Source organism: Psychrobacter sp. UBA3483 (genome assembly GCF_002377905.1).
In the GTDB taxonomy this organism is placed as follows: Bacteria; Pseudomonadota; Gammaproteobacteria; order Pseudomonadales; family Moraxellaceae; genus Psychrobacter.
On record NZ_DFQS01000010.1, the window covers coordinates 22,418 to 44,057 of the forward strand.

Here is a 21,640-nt window from a genome sequence, read left to right on the forward strand (position 1 = left end):
CTAATAGTTTGCATGCCTATTCTTGATGGTTAGCATAATAATTTATGAATATCAAGGGTTAGCGCCAAGTTTTTTTGCCGGTTCTTTATACCACAATATGCTACCGATAGCTGCCATTTCGCACGATTTAAAGCGCTTCGATATACTTTAATACTCTTTACCCTTGCGAGGTAAAACTTTGCTTACGATAAGTGATACCGCGGCGCTCATAAACTTGGTAAATCGCGCCAAGTAAGTCGGGGATTTTTGGATGGATAAAGTCTTTAAGGGTATGCAGGTAGATAGGAGAGGTGGCATTTTCATGCAATAGGCGACGATAAACGATCTGCTCGGTACGCACCGTTTTTAGGCTGGCAGGTACCAAAGTAATGCCTTCGCCCGCGGCAACCAAACCGAGCGCCACTTGTAAATCGCTGACGGTGGTAGTCATAAATGGTGAGATACCATACTGGGCAAATAGATGCAGCAAAGGCTCAGTCACCGGCTCAAGAGAAGGCTGATCGTTAGAAGGCTTAACAGGTATGGCGGTCGTCGAAATAGGCAGATGGGTTTGATGGTATAAAATCAAGCGGTTATTTGCCAAGTCAATCAGACGCTGCTCATCGCTATCGGCGAGCGGATGCGCTTTAGGCAACGCCACCAGATAACGCTCATGACGCAATAGTATTTGCTGAATCCATGGGTCTTGATGAGCGAAGCGCCCAAAACCTATGTCAATCTCACCGCTTTTTAGGGCGTCAATTTGCTGATAGGAGCTGATGTCCTTGAGATTGACCTCGATATCCGGATTAGATTGCTTAAGCTTAGCGATAACCTCGGGTAATAGCCCGTACAGCACCGACGGCACAAAGCCAATATTTAAAGACGCACTTGGCGCAGATAGGCGCTGGGTCATACTGGTGACGGTATCAATCTCTGTCAGGATGGCGCTGATTTTATCGTAAAAAAATGCACCCGCTTCGGTCAAGTGCAGCGGTCTATGATAGCGGTCGATTAATTCTACCCCCATATCAGTTTCAAGCTGCTTGAGCAACCGGCTGAGCGTCGGCTGTGACAATCCCGTCTTGCTAGCAGCTGCGCTAAAGCTTTTGAGATCAGCGATAGCGATAAAGGCATTGAGCTGTTTTAAATCCATATGATGATGCTGACCTGTTTATGATGCTTATTTAATCAGAGAGTGTCGCTATTTTATACAAATAGCAATGACCTAGCTAAAATTATACTTGAAGGATAGGAGGCGACCCACTATATTGTGTGGCAACGATAGTGTTACAATTTAGCAAACAATTGATGTAAATTAGTCATATAGATAAAACGTAAAAAACCATTTATACCTTTATACCTTAATTTTAGCAATTATCTAATTTTTGTGGCATTAACTGTTCTGGTATCTCTTCATGAGCGATAAAAAAAGCAAGAAAAGCACCGATCTAGAGGCAAATTTAGCTAAAATCGCTAACGCTAAGCCGCGCAGACGCTCACGTAAAAACGATATTTATGAGCGCTTTATCACGCGCGTCGAAAATGTGGACGGCAATGATAATGAAGAGAGCCGTGAACAAGCTAATGGCATTAGTACCGACGGTAGGCTCACACCGCTAAAAAATGCTGATAAACTGTCCTCATACGAGCCTTTGAGTGCAGCGGAGCTTGAATTATTTGCCAGCCAGCAAGAGGATTGGCAACCAGATAGCAGCCTCGAGGAAACGAGCAGTAAAAGTACAGGGGTTCATTTAGATTTTTCTGATGAAGATGAGCGTCTAGATATAAGTAAGGCAACAATCAATAGAGACAACGTGCCTCATGACGCTATGAAAAAAGAGCAAGCGTCTTTTACCAGTACTGACTATGTAGATGATGCCAAGCGCCTTTCTGAAAACTCTGATGAAAGTATTGATAACGACCATTTGGTAGCACAAAGTCCAACCGCATTTATTCTCTCAAAAAATAGAAAGCTGGCAAGTAGCAAAAAACCGCTCATTATTGGTATGATAGTGGGCTCATTATTAATTGCTGCGGTGGTACTAGCCCTTATCTTTACGGGGGTCTTATCAACGTCAACCACAGCGCCTGCACCTGTACCTGTACCTAAGGTGGTGGCATCTGATAACGCTGGCACGTCGAACGGTGCCAATAACAGCGAGAGTAATACCGTAAATACAGCAAACAATAATGCCGATAGCAGCAATCAATCGACGGTAGATACCCAGACCAATATAGCAACCACTGACAACAAAGACGCTAAAAATAAACAAGCCGCCGCTATCAATGATTCAGAAAATGAATCGACGCCTGAGCCCGCAATCACATACGAGGACTTTAGACAAGAGTCGCAAAGTACCTTGTATCGTGAGACCAATGATTAAGCTGAGATAAAAGGGGGGGGTTGAGCAACAAGTTTGTGTTTTGATACCGTTTATCTGTTAATTCTTACGCTCATCCTAAAAACCATTGCACAATATGACAGTATTTGTATCATTATATAAAAGACGCGGTGATATCGCGCTAATCCAATATATTGATAGGGTATTGACCTATGAACAGCTCAACCAATGATATTCATTTTGATAGTGCGGTAGAATTTACCAACAGTGATAAATCATCAAAGGGTGAGTTATTTAGCCATGCCAAATTCTTAAGCGTTATCGGTATCTTTTGTGCTGTATTCTTAGTTGCTGTATTTGCCTTCGACTATTTCCTTGTTCAAGGGTCGCAGACACAAAAAGTGATGAACGATGCTTCAGTTAAGCAGGCGCCATCTACCAATCAAGCGCATGCGACAGTAGCCACCAGCCTTGAGCCTATTGAAAGACAGTATGCACATCTAGAAAATAATACACGAGCCAGTAAAACAGTACTTAGCGAGAATGACTTTAGACAAGAGGCACAAAGCATGGTGTTTCGCGATGAAGGGAAACAGCCTACAACCTTACAAGCTCAGGTAATAGAAGTGAACGCTGCCATCAGTAATGAGGATTTTAAAGTAGAAGCCGAGCAGGTGTTATACCGTGATGAGAGTAAGTGACCCTCAATAGCCTTGTTTAATCAACCGCAATCCTTGGTCTTAATTAACAAGACTTTATCAAAGATAACCTCATCAAAAAAACACCATCAAAAAAACACCGCTGGCAAGCCTAATCCACCTTCACCGTATTTGCCGCAAAAAACGCTAACCATAGACGGCGACCTTCATCATTGAAGCGCCGTACCGTATCAAAACACTGCTGCCGTGCCGCCTCATCTACTAAAGGGGCAGGTAACAGAGGGTCAAATATCACACTACGGATACCGGCATCGCCAAGCATAAATACCTCGCGTAAAGTCGCATCCGCGCTCAAACCATCCTTATTCGCTAACCATTCATTCAATTGAGCAGACATCTCTTTATAATGGTTTGCCAATTGCATATCTGACCACAGCGCCAAAGCCTTTTCTTGTCTTAACGCATCAAAATCACCAGCCTTAAAGATGATGGCTTCTTCGTCTAATCCCAAATTTAATAGACGTTTGCGCACGCCATTTATACCGCCGTGTAGATTATTTGGGCGTATATAGAGCCCTTTGTCCAGCTGACGAAATCCTAATAAGGATAAAGCGCGGTCACGAGCGCGGAGTATTTTGCGATCGCTGCGCGGCAAACCACCCGTTGCTACTGCTATCCACGAACCATCTGATTTCACGGTTTTTGTATTGGACGTATGCCATGAAGCCACATCATCGCCTAGTTTTTGCGCTTTAGGGCCCAATCGATAAGTCGCATGTGCGATTGGCTCGGCAAGCTTTGCTTGGGCCAGGCGTACCATGGTGACGCGAATGCTGTTTTCTGTCATGCCAAATACTGAGCCTGCCAAAATAGCTTCACTAATATTAAGGGTATGGTTATCCGCTACCGTCAATAAGCGCATAATGAGCAGACGGGGACTGGGTTTATTCATATTACATGCCTTGACGAAATAAACAGTATGATGTAATACTGAGTGTTTTAAAATATTATATATAAGCCGACATCAAGGAAGATAGCAGTTATGGCACTGACAAATCAATTTAATACGCATGAAGTCAATAATCAACCTTTCACGCTTGCAAACTATAACGCTTGGCTCACAGATATAGCCCTGATGGAAGCGGTCGCGCGTGAAGGAGCAGGGTGGGCGACAGATCATTTAAGTGAGTTTGGTGCTCGTACTGGCGGTGATATGATGGCTAGTGGGTTTTTAGCCAATGAAAACCCACCTAAATTACGCGCGTTTAATAGTTATGGTCGCCGCTTAGATGAAGTTGAATTTCATCCAGCTTATCATGAGCTTATGACGGCTGGCGTGAAGTATGGGATGAATAACTTTGCCTGGCGTAACGAGGATCGCGAAGGCGCCCATGTTGCACGGGCTGCTGTGATGTATCTAGGCTCGCAGCCTGAGGCAGGTTTTGGTTGCCCGATGTCGATGAGCTATGCCGCCATTCCTGCCTTACGTCACACGCCGCAAATTGCAGAGAAATGGCTACCCAAATTATTATCGCAACAATACGATCCGCGTAGCTTGCCGATGGAAGAAAAACTGGGTTGTACCATGGGTATGGGCATGACTGAGAAGCAAGGTGGTTCGGATTTACGTCGCAATACCACGCGCGCAATACGCCGAGAAGATACTACTTATGAAATCGTCGGTCATAAGTGGTTTTTCTCAGCGCCAATGTGTGATGCGCACTTGGTGTTAGCGCAGTCTGAAAACGGTCTAAGTTGCTTTTTGGTGCCACGTTTTCGTCCTGATGGTACAAAAAACGCCGTTCGTATTCAGCGTCTTAAAGATAAGCTTGGCGACTGGGCAAATGCCTCATCAGAAGTCGAATTTCATGGCGCTTTTGGTGAATTGGTCGGCGTCGAAGGTCGCGGCATTGCCACCATCATTGAAATGGTGGCGCTGACTCGTTTGGACTGCATGATTGGTTCTGCCGCCCAAATGCGTCAAGCGATTGTACAAGCCATTCATCACACCAGTCAGCGTGAAGCCTTTGGTAAATTACTGATTGACCAGCCGATTATGCGTAATGTAATTGCTGACTTGGCGCTAGAATCGGAGGCAGCATTGGCACTGACAATGCGCATCGCGCGCGCGGTAGGCATGATAGAAAGCGACCCGCATGAAGCGGCTCTTGCCCGCATTGCGACCGCGATTGGCAAATACTGGATATGCAAACGCACGCCGGTGCTTATTAATGAAGCACAAGAGTGCCTAGGCGGCAATGGCTACGTTGAAGAAAATATCCTGCCACGTCTCTACCGCCAAGCGCCCTTAAACTCCATTTGGGAGGGTAGTGGTAATGTACAATGTTTAGATGTGCTGCGCGCCTTAAACAAAGAGCCCGAAATCCGTGATGCTCTATTTGCCGAGCTGCAAAAAGCCGCTGGTAAAAATCAGCATTACGATGCCGAGCTTAGCCTGTTAGCAGGACGCTTTGATGACATTGAGACCTTAGAGTTTCGCAGTCGCTATGTGATTGAGCGCTTAGCATTGATGCTGCAGGCGTCCATTTTATTATCAAGCGCTCATCCAGAGATTGCAGAAGCATTTTGTCGTTCACGGCTTACAGGTGAGCATGGACTTGCTTTTGGCACATTAAGTCCTGATGCACCGATCGATCTGCTGATAAAGCGCGCTGCTGGCGCAACCGAAACGTTGCAAAACTTGCAGCAAAATTTAGGAAAGCCTTTAACAACAACTGAAGTTGATAGCGGTACTGTTATCGGCTAAAGCCAATAACGGTTAAGAAAGATAAGATAGTTTAGAGTCAAGAGAGCTTCTATCATTTAAGCCGCTGATACCATACAATAAATAGCATTGTGTGGTATCAGCAGCTTTTTAAATTCTTATCCTTTAATAAAAAGCCCCTTAATGAAAAGCCATGGCTAGCAAGACTTCTACAGTGCTTATTTAACATATGCGTACCTAAAGCTAGGTTCACGATAAAATAGGAATGATTAACTAATAAAAACAATGCTCTACAGTTAGGAAGAAAACTAATGGTTCATGAACCTTAATATCTGACTTAGACTGTGTACCACAATTCTCATTTATTATAGAGTGTATATGAAAGTAGATAAGTATTCGAAGACTTGAGTCTACTTATCAAGACTTTTTCGATGATCACCCAAAAGATAGGCTGCCATTTTGCAGTATTTTTGGTGTAGATTTCCGTTAGTTATTAATGCATTAGTGATATTTTGCCAGTTCAATAGCTTTGATAAACTTCCGTAGGTGCGCGTGATAAGAGCTCTGATATTATTATTTAAGCTAGAATGAACCTCACCGGGATTGTCGGAGACTCAACTTCTGAGAGATTACGACAATTAAAAGACAAACCTATACTCCTGAGATTAAAGAACGCGCCGTTCACATGCTAATTGAAGCAGCGAGCGACTATCCCTGTGCGATTCACTATAAATACTCCAAAACAATGATATAGAGTTAATTACAAATAATAGAAATAAATTTATGAAGTATAAGCGAGTAAAATAAATATTGATGCAAACTAATAAATTAAAAATAGCAAATAGGTCTTAGTGATGGTAACAACATCAGAAATTATTACTACAAAGTTTTAGGCAGATATATTGATTGATCAGCTTGGATACCCATCCAGTCTTCTGTTACTCCTGCTATATAGAACACTAAAGGTAGGTTGGGAAAATTTAAGCAGGTTTTATGCCATTCTCTATAGTCAATCGAGGAGGGAGTTGCTACGTTTTGAGGGTGACTATGCCACTCGCCTAAATACTGTATTCTACCTTTACTTTGTTTATGTAACTCATCTAGATAAGCTTGATGACCTTCAGTATTCCTTATGTACGCTGTTGGTTTTCTAATATCAGTGTTATAAGGTAACGTTATATCTGTGATATTCAGATATTGTTCTTTTCCCTTAAAACCTTTTCGCTCACCAAGTAAGATACCACAAGCTTCCGCCTGACTCAGAAAACCCTTTTGTCTCCATTGATCTATTTTTTCAAGTACCGAAGGCTGCATCAAAACAGCATTTACAGGAGAAGTACTAGAAAATTCCCAAGAATTATTAAACATACGGAACCAAATCAGTTAATTTTACATATATGGCATTCAAGAGAAGGAGCGTAATCTTTACTTTCTATTTTCTCCCCCATCCATTTCTCAGTATAACGAGTTCTATATCTTGGACTAACATCTCCTTGTAGCCAGTCCAAAATCATATCAATTGTTAAAGCAGCAGCTGACATACTTGCTGATACAGCAAAAGGTGTAAAATCAGCACATGCCATGAAAGACCTTGTAGCAGTCATACCTTTTAGGGCGTCATATTCTTCACGTATCGAATTACCACTTTTATTTATACAGGACCGACAGGCATAATTTGTATTTTTATCATTATACAAAGCTTGAACACACTCTCCATTGCCTCTAATCCAACTATGAATCAATGGGGGTGTCTTGCCGTCTGAATCAAAGAAAAACTTATTGATTGTTTCAGATGCTTCTATTTTGGCAGTAGCATCGATAATAAGATCATAGTTTGAAATATTTTTTAAAATACTCCTATTACAAGCGTTGATATTATGTACCTCGATATTTAGGTCAGGTATCTGCTGAGCTATTTCTTGCTTTAACGCGCTAGCTTTCATTCTATGAAGATACACTTTACCAAGTGCATGCCTACCAATATTCTCCTCTTGGAAGATGTCGCTGTCTATCAACGTGAGTTTTCCACCACTCGCACCAGCACCCAGACGTGCTAAAGATAATCCTAAATAACCACCAATCGCTCCGCACCCTAGTAGGGCAATATTCTTACCTATTAAGTTTGGTTGTTCCAAATTGTCGAGGTTCCTCGTAAATAAAAAATTGGGAGTAAGGTTTACAGCACTGCTAAAAACTACTTTAGAATTAGAGAGTAACTTGGAATGGTTTGCTAATTTTAAGTGCTTACTAGCGCTACCAGATACTAACTCTTTTAGATTTTCTAGCTCTATGCACAATGACAGTAACTGTTTATCGACGACAAGACACACTGGAAAATATAATGTTGTCTCTCTATGTCGCTCAATATTGGATGCAATTTCACTGACTATCAGTCTAAAGGCTACATGACTCCACTGTTTGAGCCATAGTAAGAAATACTTGAGCGGTATACCTTTGCTACTTTTCACATCAATAAATACAGAAGGCATAGAAGGTATTTTAGCAAGTTGTTTACTAGGAATATGAATAATTAACGTATTTGCTTCTATATGCCCGTCTTTAACTATCCAAGGAACAAGATGCCATCCTTGTTTTAAGTCATAAATTACAGGCAACAAAAGATCGTGGATAGACTGCACAGCTGCATCGTTAGATTTAATTAAATTACTAGAATGGTAACTTGCTATACTTTGCCATATCGGGGTCAACTCTCTTAGAAACTCATCAGACCTATGACGCTTATTCTTAATAAGCGCTTCTATGATAATTTTAGTTTTATCTAAAACCCAGCCTAAAACTCCTAAAGGGTCTGAAATTTTAAGCTCATAAGCATCATGTAAACTATAGCAAACTGAATAATACCAATCGCCTTTATACTCGCGTTTATCAATAGAAAAATGAGCAAGGGGTAAAAGGTTTTGAATATAATCAGGAAGAGGAGCTTTAACATACACGTTTGGCAAACTAACGAAGTCCCAATCTTCTACCTGAATCAGTATTTGAAAGTTTGTATTATCCTTAGTTTCAAAAGAAGTAAACCAACCATCATACATTGATTTATCACGACTATTAGCCGATGATGGTCGCCTACCTTTTGTGTATCTCCAATTACAAAAATTGTCATTTATACCAGAGATTATATCGTACAAAGACATTTGTTTTTGCAATGCTCTACCCACCGATTTGAGGCTTTATTGATGCAGACTCAGCAGCAACCTGTACAGGTGCATTGTCAACAACGGTTGCGACTGAAGCCTTGGTATCGACATTAATCGTTACTAAATCAGGTCTGTTAGATGGTATTCTCTCACCAAAAAAACTTTCTAATATGTTGAGGCAGGTATTCTCATTTTGGGATTTATGAAGAACTCTATCAAAGCCACTACAAAGCTCTGATGCCAGCTCAGCATTCTCTTCTCGTTGTTCATTATTTGCTCTATTAAAGTCTTCTGTAGAATGTCCTTCAATATACTTGCATTTTATATCGTTTTTAAGTGCATGTTCTAAATTCAAAAGTATTTCAAAAAGCGCTCTATCATCTCTTTGCTGCAAATACTGATAGTGTTCAGTAGCAATTATCATCAATGAAACAGAGCTAGGAGCCTTTTGATATTGATTATAATCACGCCATGACTTTAAATACCTAATGACTGCACGAAGTTGTTGTCCAGTATTGGGATATTTTTCACATTCTGCTAAAAACCATTCACGTACCTTTTCACAGTCTGAAACGAGCCATTCATCTTCATCTCGTTGTATTAGACTTACGTTTTTTATTTTTGAACGCTTCTTAATATTCTTTGCATTAGCCTTACTAGAATCTTCAGTGATCATAGAATCATAAGAGGGGGAGTAAGATAAGTTGGCAGATAAAGTTGTACCACTAAATGTACTTTCATTAAAGAATAATGATAAGTTATTAGGATCTACATCCTCTGAAAAATCAAAGCTTCTACTTTCTTGGATACTATTGTAAGAAGCCTCTTCTTTACTAACTGTTGAAGAATCTTGCTTAACGCTAGCATCTGTCAAATCATCAAACATCTCGTTTGGTAGAGCATACAACGGAATATCAAAATGTGCTTTGGGTTGACCTTGAGGCATAAAGCCTCTAATTCGAATGCAATTTTTATGTTCTTTATCCAATTCCCAACCATTATCATTACATAGTATATCCAGACATTCTTCTACAGTTTCAAACAGCTTATTAGCCACTTCAGCGCTTTGACCTTCTAAAAAACATGACTCTGGTAGATAACAACCGTAATCAAAATCCATTTCTTGCTCAGGGAGTGCTGGGGCATTACATACACCATAAGCCCAGGAACCTTGGAGTCTAAATTTTGGTCTGACACCATATACCTTTTCAACTTGTATTTCTATAACAGCCTTAATCTGATCTTTGCAGTCTTTGAACACTTGGAACTGCTCGCCTTTAGGTAAAAGCTTCTTGAAAAAACCATCAGCATCGTTTTTGAAAACACTATGTAAGTTGTTTGTTTTAAGGTTATCACTCATTTGAATCCTCAGTATTTGGTTGTATGGCTGTGTTGTGAAGTTCGACTGGTTTCAAGAAAATTGTTTTTATAAGTTCTTTACCAAGAGCTTCTTTCGAATTTTGCATAGCTGTTGATAACAGTACTTCTTTAGCAGCAGCATCCGCTCTATCTAGTGATACATAGTTGGCAGCTTCGTTTGTTAAATTTTCGTCAATACTTAAGTACCTTTCTTTTAGCAGATGCTGGGTAATAAATGTCATCATTTGCTGTTGTGTGGACAAGGTGAGTTCGATAATATTTTTCGGTGCATTGCTCAAATTTTTACCATGTGCCCAGTCTAACATTCCACCTAATTTGTTTGTTTTAGGGTTTGCTGAAATACGTGAAGATAGGGTGCCAACATTAAGAAGTAGAATATTCTCTTGCTTAGCATTTAGGAAATACTGCGCTTCGTGAATTGCTAACATGCTTGGATTATTGGCAAACAGTCCACCGTCTACATATTGAGTATTGTCGAATACGTACTTAGGAAAGTATATGGGAGCAGCTGAAGTAGCCAATGCCACATCAACAATTAAATGATGCTTATCACGCTTGAACGTATGATGATGGGGAGTTTTAAATACTACTGGCTTACCTACAGAAAAGTTGATGGCTGGTATAATAACGTTATATTTAAGACTGTCTAGCTTGTCTTCCTTAAACATTATCTCTAGCTGCTCTTTCAACACATCAATGCTATAAGTAGAACGTTTTATCGAAAATAGATTAGCCTTTCTTTTCTTAAAAATCTTATCACCATGTTGTTCAAAAAGCTTAACCACGTCTGACATGGGTATTTCAGCAGCAACTGCAAGAGCTAGGATTCCACCTATAGAAGTACCGGCGATTAAGTTAAAAAATCTACCTATAGGATAACCATACTCGTTTTCCAGCTCTTCTAGAACTTTAGCGGTGTACAAACCTCGAAAACCTCCCCCAGTTAAAGTTAGTATTCGAAATGAATCATCATGGACCATACGTAATCTCCTTAATAATTTATATATATTGGTTTATCTTTTTAAAATTTCAAGGTGTTACCAACAATATTTCGCTACATAAGTTTAATAAAATTTAGTCTTAGATCAATATATAGTTGATCCACTATTAAATAAATACACAGCGTTACTGGAATAAATTTTGCCCAGCAGCGCCGTATCTTTTTTAACGTGAATCCACTATAGTATTAAAGAAAATGATGTGGTTTTAGATTATGGAGGAGGATGGATAGATTTTAGTACTTCAGATACCCGCTAGATTTACTCTAGATATTGTCTGTAAAGATATCGAGCTAATAGTTTTGCATCTTGTTTATTTAGTTATTTGAAAGGTAATTAAAATAGTAGCGTATAACCTATTGAAACCAGTCTAAAACACATCTAAAGTCATTTGTCATAATCTAATTAATATTCATTCTTTTCTGTCTTCTAACCATTGTTTTTGGTTTATTTTGTACAGTGCGTATTCGGAGAGTGGATCTGTTACCTCAAAAGCAGGGTGATGGAAGTCTTTTCCTGTATTCTTCATCTTAAGCCGTTGCATGACTAGTTGTGAACGTTTATTTATCTTTGAAGTGAACGATACTACCTCATTAAGTTTTAGTTCTTCGAAAGCAAATTTTAAAGCAGCATTTGCGGCTTCCGTTGCATAGCCGTAGCCCCAAAATTCTTTACCTAATCTCCAACCTATTTCAATACAAGGGTTGAATGGGAAATCATATTGCGGTTGATGTAAGCCTACAAATCCTATGAAAGTATCACTATCTTTTAGGCTTACTGCCCAAATTCCCCAGCCTCTTTCTTCTATGAGCGACTGGCACTTTGAAGCCATGCTATCACTTTCTTCTTTCGATAGTAACTTAGGGAAATACTCCATTACGTCCCTATCAGAATTCATTTTAGAAAATGGCTCTAAGTCTGTCTTCTGCCACTGTCTTAAATAAAGACGGTCTGTTTCTATCTTTGTTTGCATATCTACTCTACGTTTTTTTAGAAGTGATTTATGAAAATGAGGACTTGAATGTTCAGCTGTAAGCTAATATAAATCATGACAGTGTACTTTGTGGTGTACATACAGCGGGATTTTCGAGGGTATTTTAAGTTGCTTTTAATTTACCATATCTACAAGGCTCGTCCAGTCTTTAATGCAAACTCCCAATCTTTGCGATTGTTTTTTTAAAGCCAGTTTAGCGGCCGCTTCAAAATCGTAAGGGACTTTGATATGTTCAACTTTCCAATTTTTCCCTTGTTCGGTTTCAATAACTTTTACAAGAGCATAGCTTGCATCAGGGGAATAATTTTGCATCTTATGGACAACAGGTAAGTCATCAGTATAGGCAGGGTAGCCACACTCCCAGTATTAATTACAATTTGACCTGTCGATAACTTTACCATACGTGGGGTGTGAGTATGACCGCATATAATAATAGACTTATCAATATCGTTAAGTATGCTCAAAATATCTGAATCGCTACGCACTATTGGCTGACCAGTTTCTACATTTTCTAACAGGTATACCGTATCATCAGTTGGCGAGCCGTGGCATAGATAAACATTTTGATCTAATTCATAGTCGAAAGGCAACGCTTGCATCCATTGGATAGCTTCATTGGGTAAGTCCTCTACAATAAAATGTAGAGTTGGGTTGCTATCAATATCAGCCGTCGTAGCTTCATAAATCTGTCTATCTTGATTGCCACGAATAGTAATAATATCTTTTTGATGTTCCATCAACAATTCATAAGTGGCTCTAGGAGCAATTGGTCCGTATAGAATATCGCCAAGGTTAACAATTTGATTAGCATTTCTTTGTTTAATATCTTTTAGTACAGCTTCGAGAGCGAAAATATTACTGTGTATATCTGAAATGGCAGCTATAGTAATTATCGGCTTAATACCTTTGGAATATGACATTATAGTTATTTCCTTTAAAAGGTTTTTTTAAGAATATTCAAGCATACTATAATTATTTATACTTACTATTTAATAGGCTGAGCTATGCTGAAGAAACCGTACAACTAAACTTGGTAAACTAAGCGTATTCACAGGAGTTTACCATGGCCAAGAAAATCAGAACTTACAGCACAGAATTTAAAGCAGAAGCCGTTAAGAAGATAGCAAACAATAATGGCAATATCTCAGCGACCGCAAAGCAGCTTGGCATCGCCATGCAGACCTTATCTAATTGGCATAACAAAGCCAACCAAGGCAAGCTTGTAGGAACAGAGCAGTACGATCCACAGCTCATAGCCGTGATTGAAGAGAACAAGCGCCTCAAACGACAGCTTAAAGTAGCCGAAGAGGAACGCGAGATCTTAAATGAGGAGGGATAAAGCGAAGCACTGCTTCGCCCCGACGCAAGATGAGAGCTATGCTCGAATGAGGCGACGGCGTACTTTGCAAAGCACAGCTAGTCAGGTACGCCTTTATCAAAGATAACCAGCACTTCTTTAGCATCACCACTATGTGCCGTGTGCTAAAGATTAAGCATTCAAGTTACTACGACTGGCTGAGTCGCGATATCAGCGAGCAGCAGATACATCGCAACCATTGCGAGCTACTCGTTAAAGCCGCTCACAGTGAAAGTAAAGAACGTTATGGTTATGAACGTTTGCATGCAACGCTCACCGAGCAAGGCCATGACATTAGCCTATACATGGTTAGAAGCATTAAAGAGGAATATGGCATCAAATGCCGTCGCCACAAGCGCTTTAAAGTCACTACCGACTCCAATCACAACAAGCTGATCTATCCAAACGTACTGGATCAGAAGTTTGATGCCAGTCGCCCTAACCAAGCGTGGGTCAGTGACATCACCTATATTTGGACGCTTGAGGGTTGGCTGTATTTAGCAGGCGTTAAAGACTTATACACTAAAGAGCTTGTCGGTTACGCCATCAACAAACGCATGACAGCAGATCTAGTATGCAAAGCATTGAATATGGCCATCAAGAACAAACGACCCAGTAAAGGGCTAGTCGTTCACTCTGATAGAGGCAGTCAGTACTGTAGTCATGCCTACCATAAGATCATCAAGCAGCATCAGCTTGCAGGCTCAATGAGCGCTAAAGGTAACTGCTTTGATAACGCACCTATAGAGAGCTTCTGGGGCGTATTAAAGAATGAGTTAATATATCATCAGGACTATAAGACCAGATTTGCCGCCATTACCGATATCATTAGATATGTCGAGTTGTACTACAACCAAACGAGAATTCAAAAGGGTTTAGGCTATAAATCGCCAAGACAGGTGTGGTTTGACTATTATCGTCATGCTGCGTAATCAAAATCTCCCAAGTTTAGTTATACGGATTTGACAGCAGGGGTCAGGCTGATTAAATGAATCTTGCTTTATTCGATTCTGACGGCACAATAACAGACAGAGACACATTTACGCAGTTCATACTGTTCGCCACGCCTAAAAATAAATTGCTGTTTGGTCGATTGGCACTGTTACCAATTACGATTAAATACAAGCTTGGCATGGCGAAAGGTCATCAAATTCGTAAAAAAATCTTACGCTTTGCATTTAGAGGTATGAATGAAAATAGTTTACGCGCAAAAGGTAAGATTTACGCAGAGCAGCATTTGCCAAATTACCTACGACCTAAAGCCATGCAACGTATTCAATGGCATAAAGATAGAGGTGATACTGTTACCATCGTCTCAGCATCACTAGATATCTATTTAGCCCTTGGTGTAAAACATATGGTATTGAGTTGATTTGTACCGAAGTCGATATAAAGGAAGGCATTATTACGGGATTCAGTAAGCAAGGTGACTGTAGCTCACAGCGAAAACGGCGACTAGTGCAAGCGCGTTATGATCTTACTGACTATGACAGTATCTATGCTTATGGTGATACCCCCGAAGACAATGAGCTACTAACAATGGCATCAGATAATCAGCATTTTTATCGTCACTTTTAGAGACAATGCTCTATTAATAGAGTTGATAATTATTATTGTCTTCCATAGTTAAAGATGAACTATTCTAGCTTCATAAAAAAAATAATACTGTAAGAATATTAGGTATGCTTTATTAAAGAGACCATCCTACATTTTGTGTAATTGCCATTTAGATTAAATGCTTACTAATACGTTCATCAAACATAATTATAAAGCGATTAAGAGCAGACTTCCAGTTACGGATCGGCATCGACCACTTTTTGGATACTTGCTTAGTTGCTAAATACACCACTTTAAACGCCGATTGATCAGACAGGAACACCTTACCCTTATTCACTGCTGTCCGAAGAACACTGTTTAGCAAATCAATAGCATTGTGGTATATATGACTTTTCTAATGTCTTTAGGTTACTCGAAGAACACCTTTAAGCCTTCCCAGTTATTGCGCCAAGACTTAACCACGTGCGAGTAATCTTTGCCCCAATTCTCATCAAAGTGCTCAAGATTGGCTTTTGCCATCTCAAGGATATCAGCACCATAGATGACCTTTAAATCAGCAGCCTGTTATGCCAAGCGGTGATGTCCTCGTCCTCTAAGACGTTGTCCGTGACTCTTGAAACCAAGCTGATGGAGATGTCGACGTCGTAGATGTCTGTGATGGTGTCGACAATATCGGTGGTGGTTTGTCCCTTAGCGTAAAAGGTGATGATCTTGTCATCAATTCCGCTAATGCGAGTTTGATGCTTACCAACTAAGGCAGGTTCAAAGTCACCATCACGGTCTCTTGGGGTAGATATCTCAAGCTCACCTGTGTCACTGCGAACTGTCTTTTTACTGTGTCCATTGCGCTTGTTAGGCTTGTCAGATTTCTCATGCTTGGCATAGCCTAGATGATCTTCCATCACAGCTTAAAGGGCCGTATCGACAAAGGATTGCATGAGCCGCTTCTGGAAGTCTTTAATATCGTCAAAGCTATTCATGCTGCTAGCCATTTGCTCGGCAAGTTTCTTAATGTCAGTTTGGTTAGTCATTGCTTATTCTCCTATTAATGGATTATAAGCAGTTACACAGTTTTTAGGAAAGGCTCATTAATTACACTCCTATCCGTATTTTTTAAAGAACTAATAGTGTGCTTTGACTATGAAACATGATTCATCCATTGCTATTTGTTCGAACGTATTTAATAACTGCAATTAAACGGTAAAATGCCAAACGTACAGAAATAGAGCTAGTACATTTTGCAAAGAAGCACCAGTCTAATAACAGTTACTTATTGATGTTATGTTCCCGCCAAAGTGCATTCTCACAAACCGTACAAGACCAACTTATTTTCGAACGCATATGAAGTATATCTGCTGGCACTTCAATTGGACAAGCAGTTCCGCAGTACTCACAGAGAACATCATCTAAACAAGCATAACATTCGGCTATAGTTTCAAATAATATATAAGGACTAAGCTTGTATTGTTGACAAAGTGATTTTATATGTCTAATAAACCCACTATTATTATCATATGCCCAATAATCTTCGCAGATTTTTCTATCTCTTTCATTCTGCGTCATACCTAACTCAAGCCTTATACCCATTATAATTCTCCTGATTAATAGCTATACGGCTGCGGTAAAAGGGTATAAAGCTCGCTTTGAAGCTGATTATGCATTTCATCTATAATATAGTCAGCCTGAGCGTTTAGTCGTCTTTGTATCCATACTCTTAAGGCCATGTAGTTATCAAAGAAGGTCTCTACTTTTAAAAACTGGGCTAGATTATTTCCCTGTTGAAGGCAATGTTCATTAATTAGCATGTTGGCTATTATATTAGCGTCTACACTGATAGCCCCTTTAGGCTTAAATTTACTACATAGTTGGTCATAATCGATAAACTTCATGGTTAGTCTCCTCAGTATTATTAATATTGATTTTTACTTGCTCTTTACTCCCTACATCATTAAAGCCAACTCTTGAGTGGATAGAGAAGTCTGTGACATAATAGCTTCCTAGTCAGGATTAAATGGTTTTCTATAAATACTTTGTTATTGCCAACGAGTACTATATTAGCACAAAAGTAGTCGCTGGCAATAATTTAGTTATTGCCAACAAGGAGTTTATTGTGATTTTGTGTAACTTACCTGTTCTTTTAGCAGAGAGAAGACTACGAGTAGCGGATTTAGTTAGAACAACAGACATTAGTAAATCAACACTACATAGAATCTATAATGATCAAACCACTCGGATAGAGTTCGATACCTTAAGTAAACTATGTGAAGTATTAGAGGTGACGCCAGGTGATATTTTGAAGTATGTACCACAAGAGCATAATGAGGAATTATAGTTGACAGTATGTAAAATGCATTGAGCACGGTTATATAAGTGACGTCTACCTAATACAACATTGAGTTTGAGCTAATCATTTGTTTATAAATAAAGAAAATAAAATTGATACTACGTTGTTCTTAGCGAAGGTAAATAAGCTTTAATAGGAGACAGGGCAATTAGAATATCTTTAACAGATAAATTTTAATAACAAAAAGGTGCCATTAACAATGATTGTGACTACTTTAACTTATAAAAAGCCTCTATCCGAAGTGCAAAAGTATTTAAATGAGCATATTGTGTTCTTGGAGAAATTTTACGCTAAGAATGTTTTTTTAGCATCTGGCCGTAGAGATAACCGTGTTGGTGGCGTTATTATCGTGTTATCTAACGATCTGCAAGAAGTCAAAGAAATAATGGCATTAGACCCATTTTATAAGCATTAAATAGCGGATTATGGTTTTAGGAGATTTGAGCCTTCAAAGTATTTGGATGAAATTAAAAAATTCGTTGAATAGGCGTCATGACACCTGCTATTAAATCTGTAGAAACAAACTTAGGAGGTTTTAGTTACGCAGCCTGACGATAATAATCAAACTACATGCGTCTTGACGTTTTATAGCCTAAACCCTTTCTAATTCTAGTCTGGTTGTAATCTAGTTCAATACATTTAGTATTATCGCTGACAGTTTCGAATCTTGTTTTATAGTCTTGATGATACACCAGCTTATTCTTCCTTGCGGAGCAGTGCTCCTTACCCGAGAAGTTTTATATTGGGGTATTTTTAAAGCAATTACTACGCCTAGACATTGAGCCTTTTAACTTATGCTGCTTAACGATCTGATGATAATCATTGTTACAGTACTGACTTCCTCTATCAGAATGAATAATCTGCCTCCGATAAAGTAGAAACGGCTCAAACTATATTCCTGCCAGCAGTTTAGTTGGAGTAGAAAAATCCATATGATCTAGGAGTAATATAAATACAATTCATTTCTTATATTTATAAACATAAGTTAAATTATCGTTGATAGAGGTGGTTTGCAGTGCTATGGTCGAACCTCCTTTACTTGATTATTAAGGTAGCAGCCTATGAAAAATTGGTCAGTACTTCTTATTGCTATATTTATGATGGCGCCAGTCGTACAGGCGAATGCTCAGAATTATCCTTGCTCTAAAAGCATGGGTGGTGTATCACATTGCAAAAATGGCAAGTTTGTTTGTAATAACGGCAAGATTAGCCAGTCTAAGAAAGTCTGTACTGGCTAAGGAGGATATTCATATCATGTTGGAAAAAATATGTTGGTTCATACTGCACGGCATTCGTGGTGGTATATATGCAGTACCATTTATGGGTTTATTTGCTTTTTTAGTTAGTGGTATTATTCAACCAAGTATTGGAACTAGCTCATTTGCAATGATATCTGCCTACGTATCAAACGGCATTACATTGCTTGGATGGGGTGTGTTTGTTACCGGTCTTGTCGTCTGGATAGATACTTGGATAAGTGATTATCGGTCTGACTATCTACCCAATTGGATTCGAAAGGATTTGTATTAAGCATTCGATAATAAAAAACCCACTTTAATGTGGGTTTTTTATGAGGAATAGTGGATAGTCATTGAAGTTAGCCATAATTTATCAGCTAATTAACGTCAGACTAAGTATTGAATTAAGCCATGAAAAATATACCTGTTCCATTACTTTGGTCTACTGTAGTAGTAAAACCGAAATGCTCTGCAATTCTTTTTGAAAGATGACCAATTTCTAGGATTTCATCAAACTCTAGTTGCTTATTTGATAGTTTAGATAGAATATTCTCATAAATTTTATCTAATTCTAAAAAGTAACTTAAAAACCAGTTATCTTCAAGACTCTCATATAGTTTTGTTTTTTCAGGTTTGAGTTTGCTATTAAACATCCAGCCTAAATAATAGCTAGAATATTTGATCAAGTTTCCTATATTTTTATAAACACTTATGAGCAAGTCTAAAAGCTCAAGTCTCATGAGCTTCAAACTTTCAAGCTCATTTACAATATTCTCTACCTTGCTCTCGACTATACCTCTGAAATCTTCTTCTGGACATAAACCTATATGAGCACTAAAAAAGCATGCGGAAAACTCTGACCAACCTACCGTAGATATATCATAAATAAATGCTGCATAATGGCTTTTATAGTCTTCAATTTTAGGCACATCTCCCATAATTTCATAAAACAAATCATCGCCGTGTATATGACCGCACTCATGCGCAATAACTTGTAGCATAAAAGCTACTTGTTCTTCATCTTTAGCAGCCTTTTCAACTAATAGAGGGACTATTGAAACATCTTTAAGAACAATGTAACTCTCTAAAACACCTTCTATGATATTAGATATTGTTAAAGCACATCCAATCACCTCGCCATTAGATACTTGTCTAGTGCTATCAATGAGATCAATAGCTTTTCGATAGCCTTCATCACCAAGTGCAATAGAAATACCCTTTAAATTTTTAATATTAAGACTTTTACCGATTTCTTCAAATATATTTCGTAGCGTTAAACAAATCTCATTGCTTTCATCATCGTCAATATTCACGCAGGTTATTGGAATATGACTATTAAAGGTAGAGGGATGATCATCTATATACGAATTATTTGACAAAGAAACTCTCCAATTTATATTTGCATTAGTTATCAAAACAACTAATTAACTTGTATTAGTCCTAATCCTAATCTAGTGCTTCACACACCCTTAATCTCATCCATCTGCTCATCACATAGCTTTAACCCAACCTCTCTAGCCTCACTCAAATCAGCACCTTCCTTGATGCTATAAGGCACATTCGGCTTCATACCATCACGCTTCAGCGCCTTAGTAGCAGCTTTATTAAGTGGAGTACCAATAGAGGACTCGTCAATATAGCCTACAGGTTCAAAATACACCTCAGTGCCAAACGTTGGATAATAGACACAGGATATTTCACCTGATGTCGTAAATGGATAGGGCGTATCATGGTCAGCGGACCAGAACATTTCATGCACTGAGACATAGCCAGAAACAAATTGACTAGCGTAACTGTCATTTTGAGAAGGAGTGCATGCAGCTAACGATAAGACAGCTACGCTAATTAACCACCTAGACATATTGATTCGCATGGCACACCATCCTTATCGCCATCAATCTGCGTATTACCGCAGGCAAGTTGTTGCCGTGCTTCTACGCATGTTGTTATCTGACTACAGGTTTTCTTAATGAAATTACTACAGATGGCACCAGTAGGTGGCAATGGAATAATAGTGCCAGAACCACTAGAAGCACCTGCACTAGGTTTGCTATAGCACTTGCTAGCACCTTTTGATGGTAAACGATCATTATTAAAATTAAGGTCAGAGCTGTTTTTACCGCTTCGATAATCGGATGGCTTTATAGAGTATCGATTTGCCCACAAGCCTCTACCATTTGAACGCGCCACAATCTCAGCGTTGGCATATTCGATGCGATCGTAAGGTGTCTGACTACTTTGATATTCCTTGTAATGCCAAGCTGCACCTTTTTGCAATTGGTCTAAGTTGCAGTCAACATTATTGGCAATGACTTTACCAAGCAGGCGATAATACCTATCTCTTTCAGTCCACTGGATAGTAACGATCGCATTGTTTACACACTGAGATAAAGCAGTAGTGCTTTCTGTTCCGTACTCTTGTGCGGATTCTGGTGCATCAATACCTAGTAAACGTACGCGCTCGCTTTGTCCTGATGCTTGAGTAACCTCTACCGTATCACCATCGATAACACGTGTCCCAGTGGCATTCAGCACATTAGGTTCATAGCATTTGGTTGTATTACCACTGTTAGAGCCAGTGTTGCCACCAACGACTCCAGTAGAGCCCATAGTAGCGTCTCTCATGGCGTCAATGTCATCGTAACCACCACACCCAGCAAGAGCTAAGACCAAACCAACAATCAATAAGTTTCTCATGACCAATCACCAGGGTAATATTTACCCAACTGTAAACGATTGGTAACTTTTCGGCAACTGTTTAGAGTTGATATTTAAGGTTTTTGTGCATGAGAAAAAATACTGAGCATCTATTTATGTGCTAGCTTCTGTCTGATCGAAGATGTTCATCTCAATTCACACTTTTTTCATTCAATATCAAGACGAGAGTTTGATTGCGATTAAACTTA

At 39.2% G+C, this 21,640-nt stretch carries 18 protein-coding genes and 5 pseudogenes; 8 read left to right on the forward strand and 15 right to left on the reverse strand.

What is annotated here, in order from left to right:
• Window positions 1-157: 157 nt before the first annotated feature.
• Window positions 158-1,135 carry a LysR family transcriptional regulator gene (locus tag B2866_RS02030; RefSeq protein WP_296190186.1) on the reverse strand — a complete coding sequence of 326 codons (978 nt, stop codon included), beginning with the start codon at window positions 1,133-1,135 and terminating at the stop codon, window positions 158-160.
• A 262-nt stretch (window positions 1,136-1,397) separates the two neighbouring features.
• Here B2866_RS02030 and B2866_RS02035 point away from each other — a divergent pair, with 262 nt between their 5' ends.
• Together B2866_RS02035 and B2866_RS02040 are read left to right on the forward strand one after the other, a co-directional pair.
• A complete protein-coding gene (locus tag B2866_RS02035; protein ID WP_296190189.1) occupies window positions 1,398-2,366 on the forward strand; it encodes a hypothetical protein in 969 nt (322 codons plus the stop codon).
• A 170-nt stretch (window positions 2,367-2,536) separates the two neighbouring features.
• Window positions 2,537-3,025: a hypothetical protein gene (locus B2866_RS02040; RefSeq protein ID WP_296190192.1), complete on the forward strand. Its 489-nt coding sequence runs from the start codon at window positions 2,537-2,539 to the stop codon at window positions 3,023-3,025.
• A 109-nt stretch (window positions 3,026-3,134) separates the two neighbouring features.
• On the opposite strand, the gene B2866_RS02045 is transcribed toward B2866_RS02040, so the two are convergent.
• The gene (locus B2866_RS02045; protein WP_296190194.1) at window positions 3,135-3,935 is read right to left on the reverse strand and encodes a PaaX family transcriptional regulator C-terminal domain-containing protein; all 801 of its coding nucleotides are present in this window, start codon (window positions 3,933-3,935) and stop codon (window positions 3,135-3,137) included.
• Between the two features lie 90 nt (window positions 3,936-4,025).
• On the opposite strand from B2866_RS02045, the gene B2866_RS02050 reads away from it, so the two are divergent.
• Window positions 4,026-5,750: an isovaleryl-CoA dehydrogenase gene (locus tag B2866_RS02050; protein ID WP_296190196.1), complete on the forward strand. Its 1,725-nt coding sequence runs from the start codon at window positions 4,026-4,028 to the stop codon at window positions 5,748-5,750.
• 837 nt (window positions 5,751-6,587) lie between these two features.
• On the opposite strand, the gene B2866_RS02055 is transcribed toward B2866_RS02050, so the two are convergent.
• The 6 genes from B2866_RS02055 to B2866_RS02080 all read right to left on the reverse strand — a co-directional run bounded on the left by B2866_RS02055 (window position 6,588) and on the right by B2866_RS02080 (window position 13,158).
• Window positions 6,588-7,076 (reverse strand): Mov34/MPN/PAD-1 family protein, encoded by a 489-nt coding sequence (locus tag B2866_RS02055; protein ID WP_093071335.1) that lies wholly within the window; start codon window positions 7,074-7,076, stop codon window positions 6,588-6,590.
• 11 nt (window positions 7,077-7,087) lie between these two features.
• Window positions 7,088-8,887: a ThiF family adenylyltransferase gene (locus B2866_RS02060; protein WP_296190200.1), complete on the reverse strand. Its 1,800-nt coding sequence runs from the start codon at window positions 8,885-8,887 to the stop codon at window positions 7,088-7,090.
• Window positions 8,880-10,226, reverse strand: a complete 1,347-nt coding sequence (locus B2866_RS02065) for a CBASS cGAMP synthase (protein ID WP_201626028.1) — start codon at window positions 10,224-10,226, stop codon at window positions 8,880-8,882. Before B2866_RS02065 ends, B2866_RS02060 begins: the two co-directional genes overlap by 8 nt.
• Window positions 10,219-11,226 (reverse strand): CBASS cGAMP-activated phospholipase, encoded by a 1,008-nt coding sequence (locus B2866_RS02070; protein WP_201626029.1) that lies wholly within the window; start codon window positions 11,224-11,226, stop codon window positions 10,219-10,221. Before B2866_RS02070 ends, B2866_RS02065 begins: the two co-directional genes overlap by 8 nt.
• Window positions 11,227-11,656: 430 nt before the next feature.
• Window positions 11,657-12,217: a GNAT family N-acetyltransferase gene (locus B2866_RS02075; RefSeq protein WP_201625862.1), complete on the reverse strand. Its 561-nt coding sequence runs from the start codon at window positions 12,215-12,217 to the stop codon at window positions 11,657-11,659.
• 293 nt (window positions 12,218-12,510) lie between these two features.
• Window positions 12,511-13,158 (reverse strand): metallophosphoesterase family protein, encoded by a 648-nt coding sequence (locus tag B2866_RS02080; protein ID WP_296190205.1) that lies wholly within the window; start codon window positions 13,156-13,158, stop codon window positions 12,511-12,513.
• A gap of 143 nt (window positions 13,159-13,301) precedes the next feature.
• Here B2866_RS02080 and B2866_RS02085 point away from each other — a divergent pair.
• Both B2866_RS02085 and B2866_RS02090 read left to right on the forward strand, forming a co-directional pair.
• Window positions 13,302-14,527: pseudogene (locus B2866_RS02085) on the forward strand (IS3 family transposase).
• 56 nt (window positions 14,528-14,583) lie between these two features.
• Window positions 14,584-15,173, forward strand: a pseudogene (locus tag B2866_RS02090) (HAD-IB family hydrolase).
• Between the two features lie 148 nt (window positions 15,174-15,321).
• Here B2866_RS02090 and B2866_RS13285 read toward each other — a convergent pair.
• From B2866_RS13285 to B2866_RS02120, 3 genes and pseudogenes are all read right to left on the reverse strand, one after another.
• A pseudogene (locus B2866_RS13285) lies at window positions 15,322-16,183 on the reverse strand (transposase).
• Between the two features lie 235 nt (window positions 16,184-16,418).
• On the reverse strand, window positions 16,419-16,715 hold the full coding sequence (locus B2866_RS02115) for a hypothetical protein (RefSeq protein ID WP_227692403.1): 297 nt from the start codon (window positions 16,713-16,715) through the stop codon (window positions 16,419-16,421).
• A gap of 38 nt (window positions 16,716-16,753) precedes the next feature.
• A complete protein-coding gene (locus B2866_RS02120; protein ID WP_201625865.1) occupies window positions 16,754-17,041 on the reverse strand; it encodes a hypothetical protein in 288 nt (95 codons plus the stop codon).
• Window positions 17,042-17,262: 221 nt separating this feature from the next.
• Here B2866_RS02120 and B2866_RS02125 point away from each other — a divergent pair, with 221 nt between their 5' ends.
• Together B2866_RS02125 and B2866_RS02130 are read left to right on the forward strand one after the other, a co-directional pair.
• Complete coding sequence (locus B2866_RS02125; protein WP_296190248.1) at window positions 17,263-17,484, forward strand: helix-turn-helix domain-containing protein; 222 nt, start codon at window positions 17,263-17,265, stop codon at window positions 17,482-17,484.
• Window positions 17,485-17,695: 211 nt separating this feature from the next.
• Window positions 17,696-17,983: pseudogene (locus tag B2866_RS02130) on the forward strand (YciI family protein).
• Between the two features lie 79 nt (window positions 17,984-18,062).
• Here the strand turns inward: B2866_RS02130 and B2866_RS02135 are convergent.
• A pseudogene (locus tag B2866_RS02135) lies at window positions 18,063-18,353 on the reverse strand (IS3 family transposase); the annotation flags it as partial.
• Window positions 18,354-18,618: 265 nt separating this feature from the next.
• Here B2866_RS02135 and B2866_RS02140 point away from each other — a divergent pair.
• Entirely contained in the window at window positions 18,619-19,026 is a 408-nt protein-coding gene (locus tag B2866_RS02140) for a hypothetical protein (RefSeq protein WP_296190250.1), read from the forward strand.
• Between the two features lie 112 nt (window positions 19,027-19,138).
• Here the strand turns inward: B2866_RS02140 and B2866_RS02145 are convergent, their stop codons facing one another.
• The 3 genes from B2866_RS02145 to B2866_RS02155 form a co-directional block, all read right to left on the reverse strand.
• Window positions 19,139-20,113, reverse strand: coding sequence for a hypothetical protein (locus B2866_RS02145; RefSeq protein WP_296190216.1), 975 nt, complete (start codon window positions 20,111-20,113; stop codon window positions 19,139-19,141).
• A gap of 80 nt (window positions 20,114-20,193) precedes the next feature.
• Window positions 20,194-20,484, reverse strand: coding sequence for a hypothetical protein (locus B2866_RS02150; protein WP_227692404.1), 291 nt, complete (start codon window positions 20,482-20,484; stop codon window positions 20,194-20,196).
• A gap of 95 nt (window positions 20,485-20,579) precedes the next feature.
• Complete coding sequence (locus tag B2866_RS02155; protein ID WP_296190219.1) at window positions 20,580-21,431, reverse strand: thermonuclease family protein; 852 nt, start codon at window positions 21,429-21,431, stop codon at window positions 20,580-20,582.
• Window positions 21,432-21,640 lie beyond the last annotated feature (209 nt).

What these genes read in the sequence shown, in the direction of transcription:
- B2866_RS02030 (WP_296190186.1), bottom strand. Translation starts at nt 1,135, where the DNA reads ATGGATTTAAAACAGCTCAATGCCTTTATCGCTATCGCTGATCTCAAA.
- B2866_RS02120 (WP_201625865.1), bottom strand. Translation starts at nt 17,041, where the DNA reads ATGAAGTTTATCGATTATGACCAACTATGTAGTAAATTTAAGCCTAAA.
- B2866_RS02065 (WP_201626028.1), bottom strand. Translation starts at nt 10,226, where the DNA reads ATGAGTGATAACCTTAAAACAAACAACTTACATAGTGTTTTCAAAAAC.
- B2866_RS02115 (WP_227692403.1), bottom strand. Translation starts at nt 16,715, where the DNA reads ATGACGCAGAATGAAAGAGATAGAAAAATCTGCGAAGATTATTGGGCA.
- B2866_RS02070 (WP_201626029.1), bottom strand. Translation starts at nt 11,226, where the DNA reads ATGGTCCATGATGATTCATTTCGAATACTAACTTTAACTGGGGGAGGT.
- B2866_RS02075 (WP_201625862.1), bottom strand. Translation starts at nt 12,217, where the DNA reads ATGCAAACAAAGATAGAAACAGACCGTCTTTATTTAAGACAGTGGCAG.
- B2866_RS02150 (WP_227692404.1), bottom strand. Translation starts at nt 20,484, where the DNA reads ATGTTCTGGTCCGCTGACCATGATACGCCCTATCCATTTACGACATCA.
- B2866_RS02080 (WP_296190205.1), bottom strand. Translation starts at nt 13,158, where the DNA reads ATGTCATATTCCAAAGGTATTAAGCCGATAATTACTATAGCTGCCATT.
- B2866_RS02050 (WP_296190196.1), top strand. Translation starts at nt 4,026, where the DNA reads ATGGCACTGACAAATCAATTTAATACGCATGAAGTCAATAATCAACCT.
- B2866_RS02045 (WP_296190194.1), bottom strand. Translation starts at nt 3,935, where the DNA reads ATGAATAAACCCAGTCCCCGTCTGCTCATTATGCGCTTATTGACGGTA.
- B2866_RS02140 (WP_296190250.1), top strand. Translation starts at nt 18,619, where the DNA reads ATGCTCAGAATTATCCTTGCTCTAAAAGCATGGGTGGTGTATCACATT.
- B2866_RS02040 (WP_296190192.1), top strand. Translation starts at nt 2,537, where the DNA reads ATGAACAGCTCAACCAATGATATTCATTTTGATAGTGCGGTAGAATTT.
- B2866_RS02035 (WP_296190189.1), top strand. Translation starts at nt 1,398, where the DNA reads ATGAGCGATAAAAAAAGCAAGAAAAGCACCGATCTAGAGGCAAATTTA.
- B2866_RS02055 (WP_093071335.1), bottom strand. Translation starts at nt 7,076, where the DNA reads ATGTTTAATAATTCTTGGGAATTTTCTAGTACTTCTCCTGTAAATGCT.
- B2866_RS02155 (WP_296190219.1), bottom strand. Translation starts at nt 21,431, where the DNA reads ATGAGAAACTTATTGATTGTTGGTTTGGTCTTAGCTCTTGCTGGGTGT.